Annotated in this window: 15 protein-coding genes; 5 read left to right on the top strand and 10 right to left on the bottom strand. The window is 60.6% G+C overall.

Features of this window, described 5'->3' with window-relative positions:
* Positions 1 to 73: 73 nt before the first annotated feature.
* From ABD112_RS04770 to ABD112_RS04755, 4 genes are all read left to right on the top strand, one after another.
* Complete coding sequence (locus ABD112_RS04770) at positions 74 to 1,132, top strand: ABC transporter ATP-binding protein (RefSeq protein WP_343923654.1); 1,059 nt, start codon at positions 74 to 76, stop codon at positions 1,130 to 1,132.
* A gap of 101 nt (positions 1,133 to 1,233) precedes the next feature.
* On the top strand, positions 1,234 to 2,412 hold the full coding sequence (locus ABD112_RS04765) for an ABC transporter substrate-binding protein (protein ID WP_343923652.1): 1,179 nt from the start codon (positions 1,234 to 1,236) through the stop codon (positions 2,410 to 2,412).
* Between the two features lie 70 nt (positions 2,413 to 2,482).
* Positions 2,483 to 3,310: an ABC transporter permease gene (locus ABD112_RS04760; RefSeq protein WP_343923650.1), complete on the top strand. Its 828-nt coding sequence runs from the start codon at positions 2,483 to 2,485 to the stop codon at positions 3,308 to 3,310.
* 7 nt (positions 3,311 to 3,317) lie between these two features.
* Positions 3,318 to 4,130 carry an ABC transporter permease gene (locus tag ABD112_RS04755; protein WP_343923648.1) on the top strand — a complete coding sequence of 271 codons (813 nt, stop codon included), beginning with the start codon at positions 3,318 to 3,320 and terminating at the stop codon, positions 4,128 to 4,130.
* Positions 4,131 to 4,205: 75 nt separating this feature from the next.
* Here the strand turns inward: ABD112_RS04755 and ABD112_RS04750 are convergent, their stop codons facing one another.
* Positions 4,206 to 5,531 (bottom strand): aspartate aminotransferase family protein, encoded by a 1,326-nt coding sequence (locus tag ABD112_RS04750; protein ID WP_343923646.1) that lies wholly within the window; start codon positions 5,529 to 5,531, stop codon positions 4,206 to 4,208.
* On the opposite strand from ABD112_RS04750, the gene ABD112_RS04745 reads away from it, so the two are divergent.
* The gene (locus tag ABD112_RS04745) at positions 5,530 to 5,676 is read left to right on the top strand and encodes a hypothetical protein (protein WP_343923644.1); all 147 of its coding nucleotides are present in this window, start codon (positions 5,530 to 5,532) and stop codon (positions 5,674 to 5,676) included. The two genes, ABD112_RS04750 and ABD112_RS04745, sit on opposite strands and share 2 nt — an antisense overlap.
* A gap of 9 nt (positions 5,677 to 5,685) precedes the next feature.
* On the opposite strand, the gene ABD112_RS04740 is transcribed toward ABD112_RS04745, so the two are convergent.
* The 9 genes from ABD112_RS04740 to ABD112_RS04700 all read right to left on the bottom strand — a co-directional run bounded on the left by ABD112_RS04740 (position 5,686) and on the right by ABD112_RS04700 (position 14,463).
* The gene (locus ABD112_RS04740) at positions 5,686 to 6,828 is read right to left on the bottom strand and encodes an ABC transporter substrate-binding protein (RefSeq protein WP_343923642.1); all 1,143 of its coding nucleotides are present in this window, start codon (positions 6,826 to 6,828) and stop codon (positions 5,686 to 5,688) included.
* 129 nt (positions 6,829 to 6,957) lie between these two features.
* Positions 6,958 to 7,809 carry an ABC transporter permease gene (locus ABD112_RS04735; RefSeq protein WP_343923640.1) on the bottom strand — a complete coding sequence of 284 codons (852 nt, stop codon included), beginning with the start codon at positions 7,807 to 7,809 and terminating at the stop codon, positions 6,958 to 6,960.
* 26 nt (positions 7,810 to 7,835) lie between these two features.
* Positions 7,836 to 8,732 carry an ABC transporter ATP-binding protein gene (locus ABD112_RS04730; protein WP_343923638.1) on the bottom strand — a complete coding sequence of 299 codons (897 nt, stop codon included), beginning with the start codon at positions 8,730 to 8,732 and terminating at the stop codon, positions 7,836 to 7,838.
* Entirely contained in the window at positions 8,729 to 9,610 is an 882-nt protein-coding gene (locus ABD112_RS04725) for an ABC transporter permease (RefSeq protein WP_343923636.1), read from the bottom strand. The genes ABD112_RS04730 and ABD112_RS04725 overlap by 4 nt, the downstream gene beginning before the upstream one ends.
* Positions 9,611 to 9,614: 4 nt before the next feature.
* Complete coding sequence (locus tag ABD112_RS04720; protein WP_343923634.1) at positions 9,615 to 10,631, bottom strand: TIGR03842 family LLM class F420-dependent oxidoreductase; 1,017 nt, start codon at positions 10,629 to 10,631, stop codon at positions 9,615 to 9,617.
* Positions 10,632 to 10,683: 52 nt separating this feature from the next.
* On the bottom strand, positions 10,684 to 12,147 hold the full coding sequence (gene hydA, locus ABD112_RS04715; protein WP_343923632.1) for a dihydropyrimidinase: 1,464 nt from the start codon (positions 12,145 to 12,147) through the stop codon (positions 10,684 to 10,686).
* Positions 12,148 to 12,214: 67 nt separating this feature from the next.
* Positions 12,215 to 13,063, bottom strand: a complete 849-nt coding sequence (locus ABD112_RS04710) for a nitrilase-related carbon-nitrogen hydrolase (RefSeq protein WP_343923630.1) — start codon at positions 13,061 to 13,063, stop codon at positions 12,215 to 12,217.
* A gap of 149 nt (positions 13,064 to 13,212) precedes the next feature.
* Positions 13,213 to 13,998 carry a YqjF family protein gene (locus tag ABD112_RS04705; RefSeq protein ID WP_343923628.1) on the bottom strand — a complete coding sequence of 262 codons (786 nt, stop codon included), beginning with the start codon at positions 13,996 to 13,998 and terminating at the stop codon, positions 13,213 to 13,215.
* Between the two features lie 30 nt (positions 13,999 to 14,028).
* On the bottom strand, positions 14,029 to 14,463 hold the full coding sequence (locus ABD112_RS04700; protein ID WP_343923626.1) for a heat shock protein transcriptional repressor HspR: 435 nt from the start codon (positions 14,461 to 14,463) through the stop codon (positions 14,029 to 14,031).
* Positions 14,464 to 14,466: the final 3 nt, after the last annotated feature.

Below are 14,466 nucleotides of genomic sequence, written 5' to 3'. Positions count from 1 at the left end.
CGCTTGAAATATGAACTCTGGTTCTATAGGTTTAGAGCCACTCAGTGATCAATGTCGTTCCAAGGAGTCCACCGTGCACGCGTCCGCCCAGCAAGCCTCGTCCGAATCAGACTCCCTGACAGCGCCCGGTGCCGTAAGCCTCACTGGGGTCTCAAAACAGTTCGGCGACTTCACTGCAGTCGAAGCGCTCAACCTCGACGTCAAGCCGGGGGAGTTCCTCTCAATGCTCGGGCCGTCCGGCTCGGGCAAGACGACCGTGCTGCGGATGATCGCAGGCTTCGAGAACGTCACCAGCGGCAGCATCCACCTCAGTGGCGTCGACGTGACCGAGGTTCCGCCGCACGCTCGCCAGGTGAACACCGTGTTTCAGGACTATGCACTTTTCCCTCACCTGACCATCGCCGAGAACGTTGGCTACGGTCTTCGCGTCGCCGGAGTCGACCGCACCAAGCGTCGCGCGCAGGTTGGTCTCGCCCTCGATCAGGTTCAGCTTTCTGCTGTGGCAGACCGTCTACCCCACCAGCTTTCCGGTGGTCAGCGGCAGCGCATCGCCTTGGCCCGCGCGCTCATCCTGCGCCCCCAAGTTCTACTCCTCGACGAGCCGCTCGGCGCCCTCGATAAGCAACTCCGCGAAGAAATGCAGATTGAGCTCAAACAAATCCAGCGCGACGTCGGCATCACTTTCATTTTTGTCACCCACGACCAAGAAGAAGCACTAACCCTCAGCGACCGCGTTGCCGTCTTCAACAAGGGGCGAATCGAGCAAGTCGGCACTGCTCGCGAGGTCTACGAGTTTCCTGCCACAGAGTTCGTCGCCCAATTCTTGGGACTTTCTAACCTCGTCCCCGCTGAACTCTCTAGCGATGGCGTTCAGTCGAGTGTGCGGCCCGAGCGCGTGCGCCTCCGAGCAGCCAGCTCTGCGGCGAGCGCCGGAGCGATCTCGTTACTCGGCACGGTCTCCGAAACGGTCTACACCGGACCAACCACCCGGTTCCTCGTCGACACCGAAGGGGGCGTTCGCATCATCGCCGAACGCGCCAACGACCACCATCCCTCGGCCGAATCGGCCTTCGCTCGCGGAGACCGGGTGCGCGTCGAGTGGACAAAAGACCACGCCTCTCGCATCGGCTAACAGACCACCCCGCATGACCGGCGCTACCGGCACAACCGGGCCAGCCGCATCCAGAGTCACCCACAGAATGCACCATCACAACAACCACAAAGGAGACACCCATGAGATCAAAGATAATGACAGGGGCAGCGATTCTTGCTGCTGCCGCCCTAGCGCTCACAGCCTGTACGACCGATTCTGGCGGCAACACGGCCGGCGGCCTCTCGATCGACGTTCCCGACGTTCCCATGCTCGAAGAGCTGGGCGAGATGGAAAGCGAAGTCAACATCGTCGCGTGGAGTGGCTTCGTCGAGCCAGCTTGGACCGACGAATTCACCGCCGAAACCGGATGCACGGTCAACCGTCGTGTTGCCGGCACCAGTGACGAAATGGTTCAGCTCATGCGCACCGGCGACTACGACGTCGTCTCCGCTTCGGGTGACGCCAGCCTTCGCCTCATCGCCGGTGGCGACGTTCAGCCCATCAACCTCGACCTCGTTCCCAACTTCGGTGACGACATCGTTGAGGGCATGAAGGGTCAGATCTACGACACCATCAACGGCAAGTCCTACGGTGTTCCCATCGGCCGCGGCGCCAACATCCTGCAGTACAACAGCGACGTTGTGACCGAAGCGCCCACGAGCTGGGATGTGGCGTGGGAAGCTGACAGCCCCTACGCCGGCAAGATCATCGCGTATGACGCACCGATCTACATCGCAGACGCCGCCGTGTACCTGATGGCTCACGAGCCTGACCTCGGCATCACCAACCCGTATGCACTCGACCAGACCCAGCTTGATGCTGCGATCGACCTGCTCAAGCAGCAGAACGACATCGTCTCCGAGTACTGGGCTGACCCTGCCGCACAGATCACCTCGTTTGCCGGTGGCACCTCCGTGCTCGGCACATCGTGGGAGATCCTGCGCAAGCTGACAGACGACGACAAGTTCAAGAGCGTTCTCCCTGAAGAGGGTTCAACCGGATGGTCGGACGCCTGGATGATCAGCGCACTGTCGGAGTCCCCGAACTGCGCCTACGCGTGGGTTGACTACACGAGCGAGGCTGAAGTGAACGGCGCGATCGCCACGAACTTCGGTATGGCTCCGGCCAACGGTGCCTTCTGTGAGACCAGCGACGAAGCCGCAGCACACTGCGACTACTTCAACGCGACCGACGAAGAGTACTTCAGCAACGTGTGGTTCTGGACGACACCCATCGAGCAGTGCATCGATGGCCGCACTGACGTCACCTGCACGAACTTCCAGCAGTGGACGGATGCCTGGCTCGCCGTCAAAGGCTAGCTAAATGGAGGGGCGGCTCTCACAGATCCGCCCCTCCCTCTCTTCTCCACACCCAACCGAACGGAACACCATGAATCGCCGCGCGCAACTCTCGGCACTGCTGGCGCTGCCCATGCTGTGGCTCATTGGCATTTACATCTTCTCGCTTGTCATGCTCCTCGTGACAGCGTTCTGGGTGACCGACCCGTTCACCTCCAAAGTGAAGCCCGGGTTCACGCTCCGCAACTTTGAACAGATCATCGCCAACCCTGCCTATGCCTCGACCTCGATTCGCACTCTCGGCATCGCCCTCGCAGTCACTGTCTTGAGCATCCTGATTTCTGTTCCGCTCGGCATCTTTATGGCGAAGGTCGCGTCACCCAAGCTGCGTGCCATCCTGGCCGTCGCCATCACCCTGCCACTGTGGGCCGGATACCTCGTCAAGATTTTGGCTATGCGCATCACCTTCACCGAAGAAGGTTTCTTCAACTCGATGCTCGGCCCCCTCGGAATCAGCGGCCCCGGATTCAGTATTGTCACCGTCATTCTGACCCTCACTTATCTGTGGCTGCCGTACATGGCCGTGCCCGTCTACACCGCGATTCGTCAGCTGCCGCCGAACCTGTTCGACGCGTCAGCTGACCTCGGCGCCGGTGCCGGGTTCACGATCCGCACGGTCGTGCTTCCGCTCATCAGGCCAGCCATCATCGCGGGGTCAATCTTCACTTTCTCACTGAGCCTCGGCGACTACATCGCCGCGAAATTCGTGGGTGGCTCCACTCAAATGATTGGAAGCATCATCGCTTCCAACATCAACCTGAACCCTCCGATTGCCGCCGCGTTCTCGCTCGTGCCGATCGCCTTCGTTGTTATTTACCTTGTCAGCGTGCAGCGCACCGGCGCTCTAGAACGGATGTGATGCGACCATGTTGAGACTCTCGCTCGGTGCCAAGTTCACCCTCGGAACCATCGTCGCGATCTCCCTCGCGTTCATGTACATTCCGCTCTTCTTGGTTGTCATCAACTCGTTTAGCGCTGCGCGCATCTCGAGCTGGCCGATCACCTCGTTCTCCACCATCTGGTGGGAGAAAGCGTTCGTCAGCGAGCCCATCCGCGCCGCTCTACTCAACTCGGTGATCGTCGGACTCGGGGCAACCACCATCGCGCTCGTCCTGGGCACCCTCGTCGCCTTCGCCCTGCAGCGTTACACCTTCTTCGGAAAACAGAGCGTCAACCTGCTCGTTGTTCTCCCGATCGCCCTCCCCGGCATCGTCACCGGTGTTGCCCTCAACAACACCTACAACCGCGTACTCGAACCGATCGGAATCGAAGTTGGATACTTCGGCATGATCATCGCCCACGGCACTTTCTGCATCGTCATGGTCTTCAACAACGTGCTCGCCCGACTGCGCCGCATCAACCCCAGCATCGAAGAGGCCTCGCGCGATCTCGGTGCTACCCCGATGCAGACCTTCCGACTAGTGACGTTCCCGCAGTTCCGCAGCGCGTTCGTCGCTGGTGCCATCCTCGCATTCGCACTGAGTTTCGATGAGGTCGTCGTCACCATCTTCACCGCCCCGCCCGGAGTCGACACTTTGCCGCTGTGGATCATGAACCAAATGGCCCGCCCCAACGAAGCCTCCCTCGTGAACGTTGTCGCGACTGTCGTAATCCTCGCGTCGTTCATCCCGGTATGGGTCTCGCAACGACTTGCCCGCGGAGCTGACGAACGCGAATAACCGACGGGCTCTGCGTCGGCGCGCGACGTGCGCGCGAGAACCAGGCGGCCAGTTTCCACTATCGAACCGCAAGTATCACGCCAGTTCGGCCGTGAGTACCTCGTCATAGATCGCCATCGCCTCGGCAACTTCGTCACCGGTGACAACGCACGGCGGCACGATGTGGATGCGGTTCTCCGACACGAACGGCAGCAACCCGCGAGTGACGAGTGCGGCTCTGATGCGCGCCATCGTCGCTGCGGGAACTGGCTCGCGCGTCTGCCGGTCGGTGACGAGCTCCATCGCCCAGAAGACACCGCGACCGCGCACGTCGCCGATCGCCGAATGGCGCTCTGCCAGAGCGCCGAGCCCGGGCCCGATGTGGTTCTCGCCAATGTCGCGTGCGTGCTCGAGGATCCCCTCGGCAGCGATCGTGTCGAGCGAGGCAACCACTGTCGCGGTGGCGAGGGGATGCCCCGAATAGGTGAGCCCTCCGGGGAACACCCGCTCGTTGAAGAAAGCAGCAATGGGGTCGTCAATGATGACGCCACCCACGGGCACGTAGCCCGAGTTGACGCCCTTCGCAAAGGTGATGAGGTCGGGCCGCACGTCAAACGCATCGAACGCGAACCACTCGCCGGCTCGCCCGAAACCGCTCATGACCTCATCAAGAATCAACAGGATGCCGTGCTGATCACACAGTTCGCGCACGCCCGCGAGGTAGCCAGCCGGCGGCACCAGAATGCCCGGTGTCCCCGGAATCGGTTCAAGCAACACTGCTGCGATCGTCGCCGCACCCTCCGCTTCGATCACGCGACGCAAATGCTGCAGCGCGCGCTCGCTCTCTTCCTCGGGAGTCTTCGCCCAAAACTCTGAGCGATACAGGTAGGGACCAAAGAAGTGCACGTGGCCGCGCGCAAACTCATTCGGGATGCGGCGCGGGTCACCGGTGGCCACAATGCTGCTGCCGGTATTGCCGTGATACGAGCGGTACGACGAGAGAATTTTGTCGCGCCCGGTGTAGAGCCGCGCCATCCGCATCGCATTCTCGTTAGCGTCAGAACCGCCATTCGTGAAGAACACGCGATTGAAACCCTCGGGGGCAATAGCCGCCAGGCGCTTCGCTGCTTCGCCGCGGGTAATGTTCGCCGTCGGTGGCGAAATTGTCGCCAATAACTCAGACTGCGTGCGGATCGCCGCCAACAGTGCCGGATGCTGATGCCCCAGATTCACGTTGACGTGCTGGCTCGAAAAGTCGAGGTACTGCGTTCCGGCATGATCCCAGACCCGAGAACCGAGGCCGCTCTCAATACTGACAGCGGAGGCGTGGGCTGAAGTCTGGGCAGACCACGAGTGAAAAATGTGGGCTTGATCGAGCTCGAGCGCGTAAGCATCGAGGTCGCAGGCATTCTGTTCAGTCATGGCGTGGGCCCTCACTTCGACGACGATGCTCGTCGTGCTGCTGATACTACGTGTTGCAGTGGTCGTGCAGATGATGATGATCGTGCAGGTGAACGAACGGATGCCGCCCTCGCGACGGCGAAAGCGGCATCCGGTTATCTGTTAGTCAGTTCGACTAGTTGCCGCCCTCAAGAAGGGAGACCTCGATCGGGCTGAAGTCTGCACCGGTGGTGTCGACTCCATCAGCCTCGAGTTCTTCGAGGGCCTTCATGATCCAGTCGTTTGACCAGGCACTTGCTGGTGGTGCTGCAGTGATGGGGCTCGCACCCGTTTCATTCACGGCGCTGATTGCACCATCAACGGTGCGCTGCCAAGATGCTTCATCGATTACGCCCATGCCGTTCGGTGCCGGCCAGATGAGGTTGTTGGTCTCGTTGACCATCCAGAGCTCGTGGCTTGGGCCCCATCCCGAACCTGCACCGATCGTGATGTCTGCAGCAGCTTCGGGGTTCTCAGCGGAGTAGATCCAACCCTTGACGACGGCCTTGAGGAACTTCACCGTAGTTTCTTGGTAGGCCTCATCGCTGTCGAGGCGTTCGCTGTCAGCCCAGATTGCGTCCTGCAGCATGCCGCCAACGGTGTCTTCGTAGCTGATGACGTTGAAGTCTTCGGGCTGGTAGAGCTCACCAGTCTCGGGGTCGATCGACTCGAGAAGCTGAGCGTACTCGTTATAGGTCATCGCCTGAGCTGCATCGATGTCACCCTGCAGGAACGCGTTCATGTTGAAGTCCTGCGTGATGATCTGCACTGTCGACGAGTCGAGGCCCTCTGCGGCCATCGCCGCGAAGATCTCCCACTCATTTCCGAAGCCCCACGAGCCGATCTTCTTACCTTCGAAGTCCGCAATGGTGTCGATGCCGGAGTCGGCCCATGACACCTGCAGCGTTCCTGACCTCTGGAAGATCTGGGCGATGTTGGTGAGGTTGGCACCCTGCTCGATCGAGCCAAGAACCTTAGGAACCCACGCGACGGCGTAGTCGACGTCGCCGTTGGCGAGCGCATCCTGCGGAACGATGTCGCCACCAGAGGGGATGATCTCAACGTCTAGACCTTCCTCCTCAAAGTAGCCCTGATCGGCAGCGGCAAAGTAGCCGGCGAACTGGCCTTGGGGCAGCCATTGGAGTTGGAGCTTCACTTCGGTGAGGCCGTCAGCGGATCCGCCGTCGCCCCCATCGGTTGGTGAGCAGGCTGTGAGGAGGAACGCTGCCGTGACGGCAAACGCTCCAGCCGCGAGTGCGCGGCGTTTAGTGAACTTCATTTCAGACCTTCCAGATTCACGGTGCAAATGGATACTGCTGGTGACGTTCGTGTTGCAGGTGTAGCTGTGTTGCCGATGTTGCTGGTCGTGCTGTGTACGCCTTCATCCTCCTCTTTCATGGGGGCGTGATCAACGGGAGCCCCCGGCCGGGACGCGACGCAGCGCAATTCTTTCGAGTGCGAGCGTCGCAAGGTAGAAGAGCAGGCCGAGAGCAATGGATGCGCCTACGTACGCCCATGCCCTGGCATACGCACTTGAGGCAGCAGAGGTGGCGATGAGACTTCCGAGGCCGCCTCGTGGGCCGCCGAAGTATTCGGCGACGAGTGCTGAGATGACGGCGAGTGACGATGCGATGCGGATGCCCGTGAGAATAAACGGGCGTGCCGTCGGGAGTGTGAGCGAACGCAACATTTGTGTGGAGTTCGCCGCATACGCCTTCATGAGGTCACGGTGCACCGGTCTTGTCTGCCGGAATCCACGCAACGTGTTGAGAAAAACGGGAACAAATGAGGCGATCGCTGCGATAGCTTGGCGGCCGAACTGGCTGTCGGCACCGAACATGGAGTTGAGCACTGGCGCGAGGGCGACAATCGGCACGACAGCGAGTGCGGCGATGATTGGCGCGCTCATCTGGTCAGCGATTCGCCACCGAGCGGCGATCGCGGAAAGCACGATACCGAGCAGCGCACCGACGAGAAGGCCGAGTAGGGCGTTTGTTCCGGTGAGCATTGTCGCCGAGACGACCGCTGGCCAGAACTCGACGAGTTCGCCAACGATCGAGGCCGGGCTCGGCAGCAGATAGTCGGAAACTCCTCCCACTGTCACAAGAAGCTGCCACAGGCCAAGCACAATCAGACCCAGGATGATCGGCGCCGCGATACGAAGCGTCGACTCAGTTCGCGGGCTCCATCCCTGCTTCCGGCTCGTGCCCGCACCACCTCGGGGGGACACGATCGCGTTCGCTGTTGTGCTGGTGCTCATCGATTCTCTGTTCATCGATTCTCTGTTCATCGAGAATCCACTCCTCGGGAGGATCGCGCTTCGAGTCCTGGCTGATCTGCCGCCCCGCCGTGCAGTGCTTCGCGCACCTCAGTCACCATCTCGAAGAAAGCTCCATCTTCACGCAAGTCATCGGTGCGATCCTCGCGACCGGCGGCGGCGCCAAGTCGCATCGGCACTATCTGACTGATGCGCCCCGGTCGCGGCGACATGACGACGACACGGTCGGAGAGGAACACTGCCTCGGGAATGGAATGCGTTACGAAGACCACTGCTGCCCCGGTATCGGCCGCGATGCGCACGAGGTCGGTTTGCATCTTCTCGCGGGTCATCTCGTCGAGTGCCCCGAACGGTTCATCCATCAGCAACAGCCGCGGCTCTTCGGCGAGTGACCGGGCGATCGCGACTCGCTGCTGCATGCCACCAGAAAGCTGATCGGGAAAACGATCGGCAAACTCATTGAGACCAACCATGTCGAGCAATTCGGCGACCCGCGACCGGCGAGCAGCGGATGCCACACCATGGAGTTCGAGCGGGAGTGCAACGTTCGCGGCTACCGTGCGCCACGGCAATAGACCGGCCTGCTGGAATGCGATGCCGTAATCCTGGTCGAGGCGGGCCTGCGTTGCAGTCTTGCCAAACACGGTGAGCTCGCCAGCGCTGGGCGTATCGAGGTCGGCGATGAGTCTCATGAGTGTCGACTTGCCACAGCCCGATGGGCCGATGAGCGAGACGAACTCGTCCGCGGCGACGGTGAGGTTGATCGCCTCGAGGGCGTTCACGATGCCGGATGCGGTTTCGAAGTGTTTGTCGACACCGCGAACCTCGACAGCTGCAGCGCCCGCGAGGGCTACGCCATCCGTCTGGTCGTTCTGAATTGCTGAGTTGGGGATTTGATCGCTCATGCGGTCTCCTCGGTTCGTCGGTAGTCCTTGAGAATCACACTGAGCAGCGCGACCGAACCGGCCGCCACTAGCCCGAGCACGATGGCGCCGAATATTGGGCCCCACGCTTTCGCTGGGTCGCCAGAAGCCTGCCCGGCGAATTGGATGAGAAGGCGACCGATGCCGCCTTGGAGCCCTGTCGAAACCTCCGCAACAACCGCACCGATGACCGCGTTTGCGGCCCCGAGCCGGAGCGCCGGCAAGAGGTACGGCACTGCTGCGGGAAAGCGCAGTCGCTTAAGCGTCGACCAATAGCCCGAAGCATAGGTCTCGAATAGTTCGACATGGATGCGGTCAGGAGACTGCAGCCCTTTGAGAGCGCCAACAGTGATGGGGAAGAACGCCAGATAGCTCGCAATGAGTGCGACAGACATCCAATCCTGCCACTCGAAACTGCCGATCTCCACGCGCGAGCCCCAGCTCTTTACGACGGGAGCAAACGCGATAAGGGGCACGGTCTGACTGATAACAATCCAGGGCAGCAGGCCAAACTCGGCTAGCCGCCACCGCTGCATCAGGAGCGCAAAACCGACACCCACGACGACACCGACCAGCCAGCCTGCCGCAGCAATGCCCAGCGTGGTTACGGCGGCGAGCCCAACGACCGCCCAGAGGGGCAACGCATCGTCAGCTCGAGTGACGGGCTCGCCGAGACGCACGATCATGTCCCAGAGATGGGGCATCGCAAGATCGGTTGTACGAGGAAGGACACGAAGTTCGCCGATGGAGAGGCCATCGGCAGGCCCGAAGAACTTGTACCCCTCCCACAGCAGAGCGATCAGCATCACACCGGCGAGACCCCAAATGAAACCGCCAACTAGGCGAGGTCGCGCCGTCATCGGCTCACGCCTTCGCCGTGACGTGCTCGGCGAAAGCAGGGATCACGGTCTCGCCGTAGACACGCAAAGTCTCTTCCTTGTTGTCATGCTGGAGGTAACCAGCGAACTGGTCGACACCAAGTGCTCGCAGCTTCTCCAACTTTTCGATGTGCTGCTCTGCAGTGCCCATAACGCAGAAGCGGTCGACGATCTCGTCAGGCACGAATGCGGCATGCGTGTTACCTGCCTGACCATGCTGGTTGTAGTCGTAGCCTTCGCGCTTTTTGATGTAGTCAGTGAGCGCCTTCGGCACGTCACCATCAGAGCCGTACTTCTTGACGATGTCGGCCACGTGATTGCCCACCATTCCGCCAAACCAGCGGCACTGGTCGCGCATGTGCTCCCAGTCGTCACCGATGTACATGGGTGCTGCAACGCAGAACTTCACCGACATGGGGTCGCGCCCAGCAGCCTCCGCCGCGTCACGCACCTTCTTAATCATCCACTCGGCGATGTCGAGATCGGCGAGCTGCAGAATAAAGCCGTCACCGACTTCACCGGCGAGTTTGAGCGCAAGTGGGCCATAGGCGGCAACCCATACCTCGAGTTCAGAACCCTTGCTCCACGGCAATTGCAGCTGTGCTCCGCCATATTCGACGGAACGCGAGTTCGCGAGTTCGCGGATGACGTGGATCGACTCGCGCAAATCCTTGAGCGTCGTCGGCTTGCCGTTTGTCACTCGCACTGCCGAGTCGCCACGGCCGATACCGCAGACGGTGCGGTTGCCGTACATCTCGTTCAGGGTCGCATAGGTAGCTGCCGTGACCGTCCAGTCGCGGGTCGCCGGGTTCGTGACCATCGGCCCAATCTTGATCTTGCGTGTCTCGGCCAAAATCTGGCTGTAGATGACGTAGGGCTCCTGCCACAGGATGTGCGAATCGAACGTCCACACGTGGCTGAAGCCGTGGGCTTCAGCCAGTTTGGCAAGTTGCACCGTACGTGATGCTGGCGGGTTGGTTTGTAGTACTGCTCCGAAGTCCATGGGGCTCCTCATTCGTAGTGGAAGATTGGGCGACGCGAGGCGACGCGATCGTTTAGGTCAGGTACTGAGTGAGGCCGCGCTTCATGAAGCGACCGTCGCCCTTTGAGCCGATGTACTGATCGCCATCGACGATGACCTTGCCGCGAGAGATGACAGTGTCGACGTGACCGTCAACCTCGAAACCTTCCCAGGCAGCGTGGTCCATGTTCATGTGGTGCTTCTTGCCGGTGGGATTACCGTTCTCATCGACCGGCATACCGATCGAGGTGTGACCACGGGGGTCGTAGACAACAATGTCGGCGTCAGCTCCGGGCTGGATGACGCCCTTGCGGCCGTAAATACCGAACATGCGCGCCGGCGTCGTGCTGGTGAGTTCAACCCAACGTTCGAGGGTGATTTCACCGGTGACGACACCCTGATACATGAGGTCCATACGGTGCTCAACGGTTCCCATTCCATTCGGAATCTTGCGGAAATCGGTGAGACCCAACTCTTTCTGGTCCTTCATGCAGAACGGGCAGTGGTCGGTAGAAACCATCTGCACATCGTTGGTGCGCAACGACTGCCACATGGCATCCTGATGGCCCTCTTCACGCGAACGGAGTGGCGTTGAGCACACCCATTTCGCGCCCTCGAAGTGCCCATACTGCTCACTCTGGGCGCCGAGTTGTTCCTCGAGGCTCAAGTAGAGGTACTGCGGGCACGTCTCAGCAAAGACGTTCTGGCCACGGTCGCGAGCGGTCGCGATTTGCTCGACCGCCTGCTTCGCACTCACGTGCACCACATAGAGCGGGGCGCCGGTGAGCTTCGCGAGCATGATCGCTCGGTGCGTCGCTTCCTCTTCCATCTCCCAGGCGCGAGCAACACCGTGATAATACGGGTCAGTCTTGCCCTGCTCGACGAGTTGCTCGGCGAGAACGTCAATAACCGGACCATTCTCGGCGTGCATCATCGTCATCAGACCGGTGTCGCGCGACACCTGCATTGCCTTCAGAATTTGTGCGTCATCCGAATAGAAAACGCCGGGGTACGCCATGAACATCTTGAAGCTCGTAATGCCCTCGTCGGGCAGCTTCGCCATCGCCTTGAGTGAATCGGGCGTGACGTCACCAACGATCTGGTGAAAGCCGTAGTCGATGGCACAATTTCCCGAAGCCTTGCCATGCCACGCGGCAAGAGAGTCTTCGATACGGGTGCCGAAGGTTTGCACCGCGAAGTCGATGATCGACGTTGTGCCGCCCCACGCCGCAGCGCGCGTGCCCGTCTCGAAGGTATCGATTGCCGCGGTGCCGCCAAAGGGCAGCTCCATGTGCGTGTGCGCGTCAATGCCGCCCGGAATAACGTACTTTCCGGTGGCATCAATGACGTGATCGACGGATGCCGCGATATCCGTTCCAAACAGGGTGCTGCCGGGTGACAGCACTGCCTTGATTACTTCGCCGTCGATGAGAACGTCAGCTGGGGCTCGGCCCGTTGAGCTGACTACCGTACCGCCGGAAATGAGAGTGGTGGCCATGATTCGCTCCTCTGCGATGTCTTGTGCCTACTGTTCCCCGGGCGCAAAGACAACCCGGGGGCTGACGTTATGGCTTGGGGATCGAGAGGTACGCGTCCGGACGACGGTCGCGGTAGAACTGCCAGTCGTCGCGCATCTCCTGGACGAGGTCCATGTCGAGATCGCGGATCATGATCTCTTCGTCGGTTCCCGATCCACGCTCGCCAACAAAGTTGCCGCGCGGATCAATAACCTGGCTGGTGCCGTAGAAGTCGACGGCCATGTCGCCGTATTCGTTGTCTTCGCGACCAACACGGTTGGGCTGAAGCACGAAGTAGCCGTTAGCCACTGCTGCTGCTGGGCCTTCAACCTCCCACAGACGGTTGGAGAGTCCAGGCTTCGTGGCGTTCGGGTTGAAGACGATCTCGGCACCGTTCAAACCAAGCTCGCGCCAGCCCTCAGGGAAGTGGCGGTCGTAACAAATGTGAACGCCGACTTTACCGACAGCGGTTTCGAACATCGGGTAGCCCAGGTTTCCGGGGCGGAAGTAGAACTTCTCCCAGAACCGGTCGAGGTGAGGAATGTGGTGCTTGCGGTACGAACCGAGGTTCGTGCCATCCGAGTCAACAACAACAGCAGTGTTGTAGTACACACCAGTCATCGCTTCTTCGTAGATCGGCAGAATCATGACCATGTCGAGTTCTTTGGCGAGCGCCTGAAAACGCTTAACGATCGGGCCATCAACAGGCTCGGCGTAGCGATAGTACTTCTTGTCTTGAGTAATGCCGAAGTAGGGGCCGTAGAACAGCTCCTGGAAGCAAATTATTTGGGCGTCCTGCTCTTTCGCGTCACGAGCGAACTGCTCGTGCTTCTGAATCATCGACTCCTTGTCGCCTGTCCAGGTTGTCTGTGTAATTGCTGCGCGGACCGTCGCCATGGTGCCTCCTGCGTTGTTCGGCATCGTTGCCTTCTGCTGTGGTTACCCATCATGTCCCTGTCAGAGCAAAGAGGCAATGCTCATTTGTGCTGATGAGACCGCATTGAGAGCGCTATACCACGTATTGAGGAGTCGAAAAACCAGAGCCGTTACGATGAGCGAGCAGGGACCCAGATAGTGCGCGCGCGGGGCTGACGAACGCGAATCGGCCGCTGTGGCGAAGCAAATTCTGTCGAGACCTGAGTCGCGTACATTACCGAATCTGGCGCACGATCGGCAAGACCCTCGAAACCAGCAGCGGCAAGCAAGCCATCGTCGAGGTACACAAGCTCTGCGGGCTGCAGCGGCCACGGTTCGTGGTGGTTGCGACAGTAGATGGTGGCTCCACGGTGGGTTTCGTGAAACGCCCAACGCGCAGTCAAGAACGTCGCAACAGGGTCAGCCGCGAGCGCAACGCTCGCCACCGGATCGTCGATCGGTCGCACAATGATGTGGGATGCGGCATCCGGTTGACCGTGCCGCTGAGTTTTATAGGCCACTTGGCCGTCTCGCTGCCCGATCTGCATCGATGCCCATCGGTACGGCAGGCTGAAGGCGGCCTGCGCTGTGAGTACCGGGATCAGGTGCGACGCCTCGAGCGAGAGAAACACCACTCCGCGGCGGCCCTGATCGTCGATTGAATAGAGCCGCACATTGACCTCGGGAAAGTCGCCGAGCCACGGGATGCGGGGCCCGCCAAAGAACGAGCTGCGAGACATCTGAAATGCGATGAGCCCCACCCAGGTACTGCCGCCAATCGTGTCTGGACGACACCCGGCCGGCATGAATGGTTCGACGAGACTGGGGTCGACCCGCCAGTGCAGAAACGTGACTTCGCTCCAGCGCTGCCGCAGAATCGCGGGGCTACCGAGCAGGGGCGCTTCGGACGACATCATCGCGACACATACATCATGAGGACAGGTGAATCATGGTGACAGCTGACTGTCGCGTCTCGTGAATGGGCGCCACAACACGACTTGATCGGTGCGCTCACCCCTGGTGCCCGCTTTGAGCGAGATCACCTCGCCAGCGGCACCGGCGGCAAACACTCGTCGCCCAGGTTTGGCGAGCAGTTCATCCGCTAGCGCTGCTTCGAGCTCATGCACGCGCAAATTCAGCTCGCTCACCCGATTTTCGAGATCGAGGATGCGCTTGACGCCTTCGAGGTTGAGACCTTCAGCGCTCAGGGCAGAAATTTCGCGCAATTGCATGACGTCGCGCATGCAATAACGCCGCGACCGACCGCTGGTTCTCGTGGGTGACACGAGACCCAGACGGTCGTACTGTCGCAGTGTCTGCGGATGCATGCCCGCCAGCTCTGCCGCGACGGCAATAGCAAAGGCGGGCGTGGACTCATCCATGGT

Source organism: Rhodoglobus aureus, from assembly GCF_039527955.1.
Classification (GTDB): Bacteria; Actinomycetota; Actinomycetes; order Actinomycetales; family Microbacteriaceae; genus Rhodoglobus; species Rhodoglobus aureus.
This window is presented reverse-complemented; position numbering and strand designations above follow the sequence as displayed.

Excerpts from the sequence above, each read along its gene's own strand:
- ABD112_RS04765 (WP_343923652.1), top strand. The coding sequence starts at position 1,234 with ATGAGATCAAAGATAATGACAGGGGCAGCGATTCTTGCTGCTGCCGCC.
- ABD112_RS04760 (WP_343923650.1), top strand. The coding sequence starts at position 2,483 with ATGAATCGCCGCGCGCAACTCTCGGCACTGCTGGCGCTGCCCATGCTG.
- ABD112_RS04755 (WP_343923648.1), top strand. The coding sequence starts at position 3,318 with ATGTTGAGACTCTCGCTCGGTGCCAAGTTCACCCTCGGAACCATCGTC.
- ABD112_RS04745 (WP_343923644.1), top strand. The coding sequence starts at position 5,530 with ATGGCGTGGGCCCTCACTTCGACGACGATGCTCGTCGTGCTGCTGATA.
- ABD112_RS04750 (WP_343923646.1), bottom strand. The coding sequence starts at position 5,531 with ATGACTGAACAGAATGCCTGCGACCTCGATGCTTACGCGCTCGAGCTC.
- ABD112_RS04740 (WP_343923642.1), bottom strand. The coding sequence starts at position 6,828 with ATGAAGTTCACTAAACGCCGCGCACTCGCGGCTGGAGCGTTTGCCGTC.
- ABD112_RS04735 (WP_343923640.1), bottom strand. The coding sequence starts at position 7,809 with ATGAGCACCAGCACAACAGCGAACGCGATCGTGTCCCCCCGAGGTGGT.
- ABD112_RS04730 (WP_343923638.1), bottom strand. The coding sequence starts at position 8,732 with ATGAGCGATCAAATCCCCAACTCAGCAATTCAGAACGACCAGACGGAT.
- ABD112_RS04725 (WP_343923636.1), bottom strand. The coding sequence starts at position 9,610 with ATGACGGCGCGACCTCGCCTAGTTGGCGGTTTCATTTGGGGTCTCGCC.
- ABD112_RS04720 (WP_343923634.1), bottom strand. The coding sequence starts at position 10,631 with ATGGACTTCGGAGCAGTACTACAAACCAACCCGCCAGCATCACGTACG.
- hydA (WP_343923632.1), bottom strand. The coding sequence starts at position 12,147 with ATGGCCACCACTCTCATTTCCGGCGGTACGGTAGTCAGCTCAACGGGC.
- ABD112_RS04710 (WP_343923630.1), bottom strand. The coding sequence starts at position 13,063 with ATGGCGACGGTCCGCGCAGCAATTACACAGACAACCTGGACAGGCGAC.
- ABD112_RS04705 (WP_343923628.1), bottom strand. The coding sequence starts at position 13,998 with ATGATGTCGTCCGAAGCGCCCCTGCTCGGTAGCCCCGCGATTCTGCGG.
- ABD112_RS04700 (WP_343923626.1), bottom strand. The coding sequence starts at position 14,463 with ATGGATGAGTCCACGCCCGCCTTTGCTATTGCCGTCGCGGCAGAGCTG.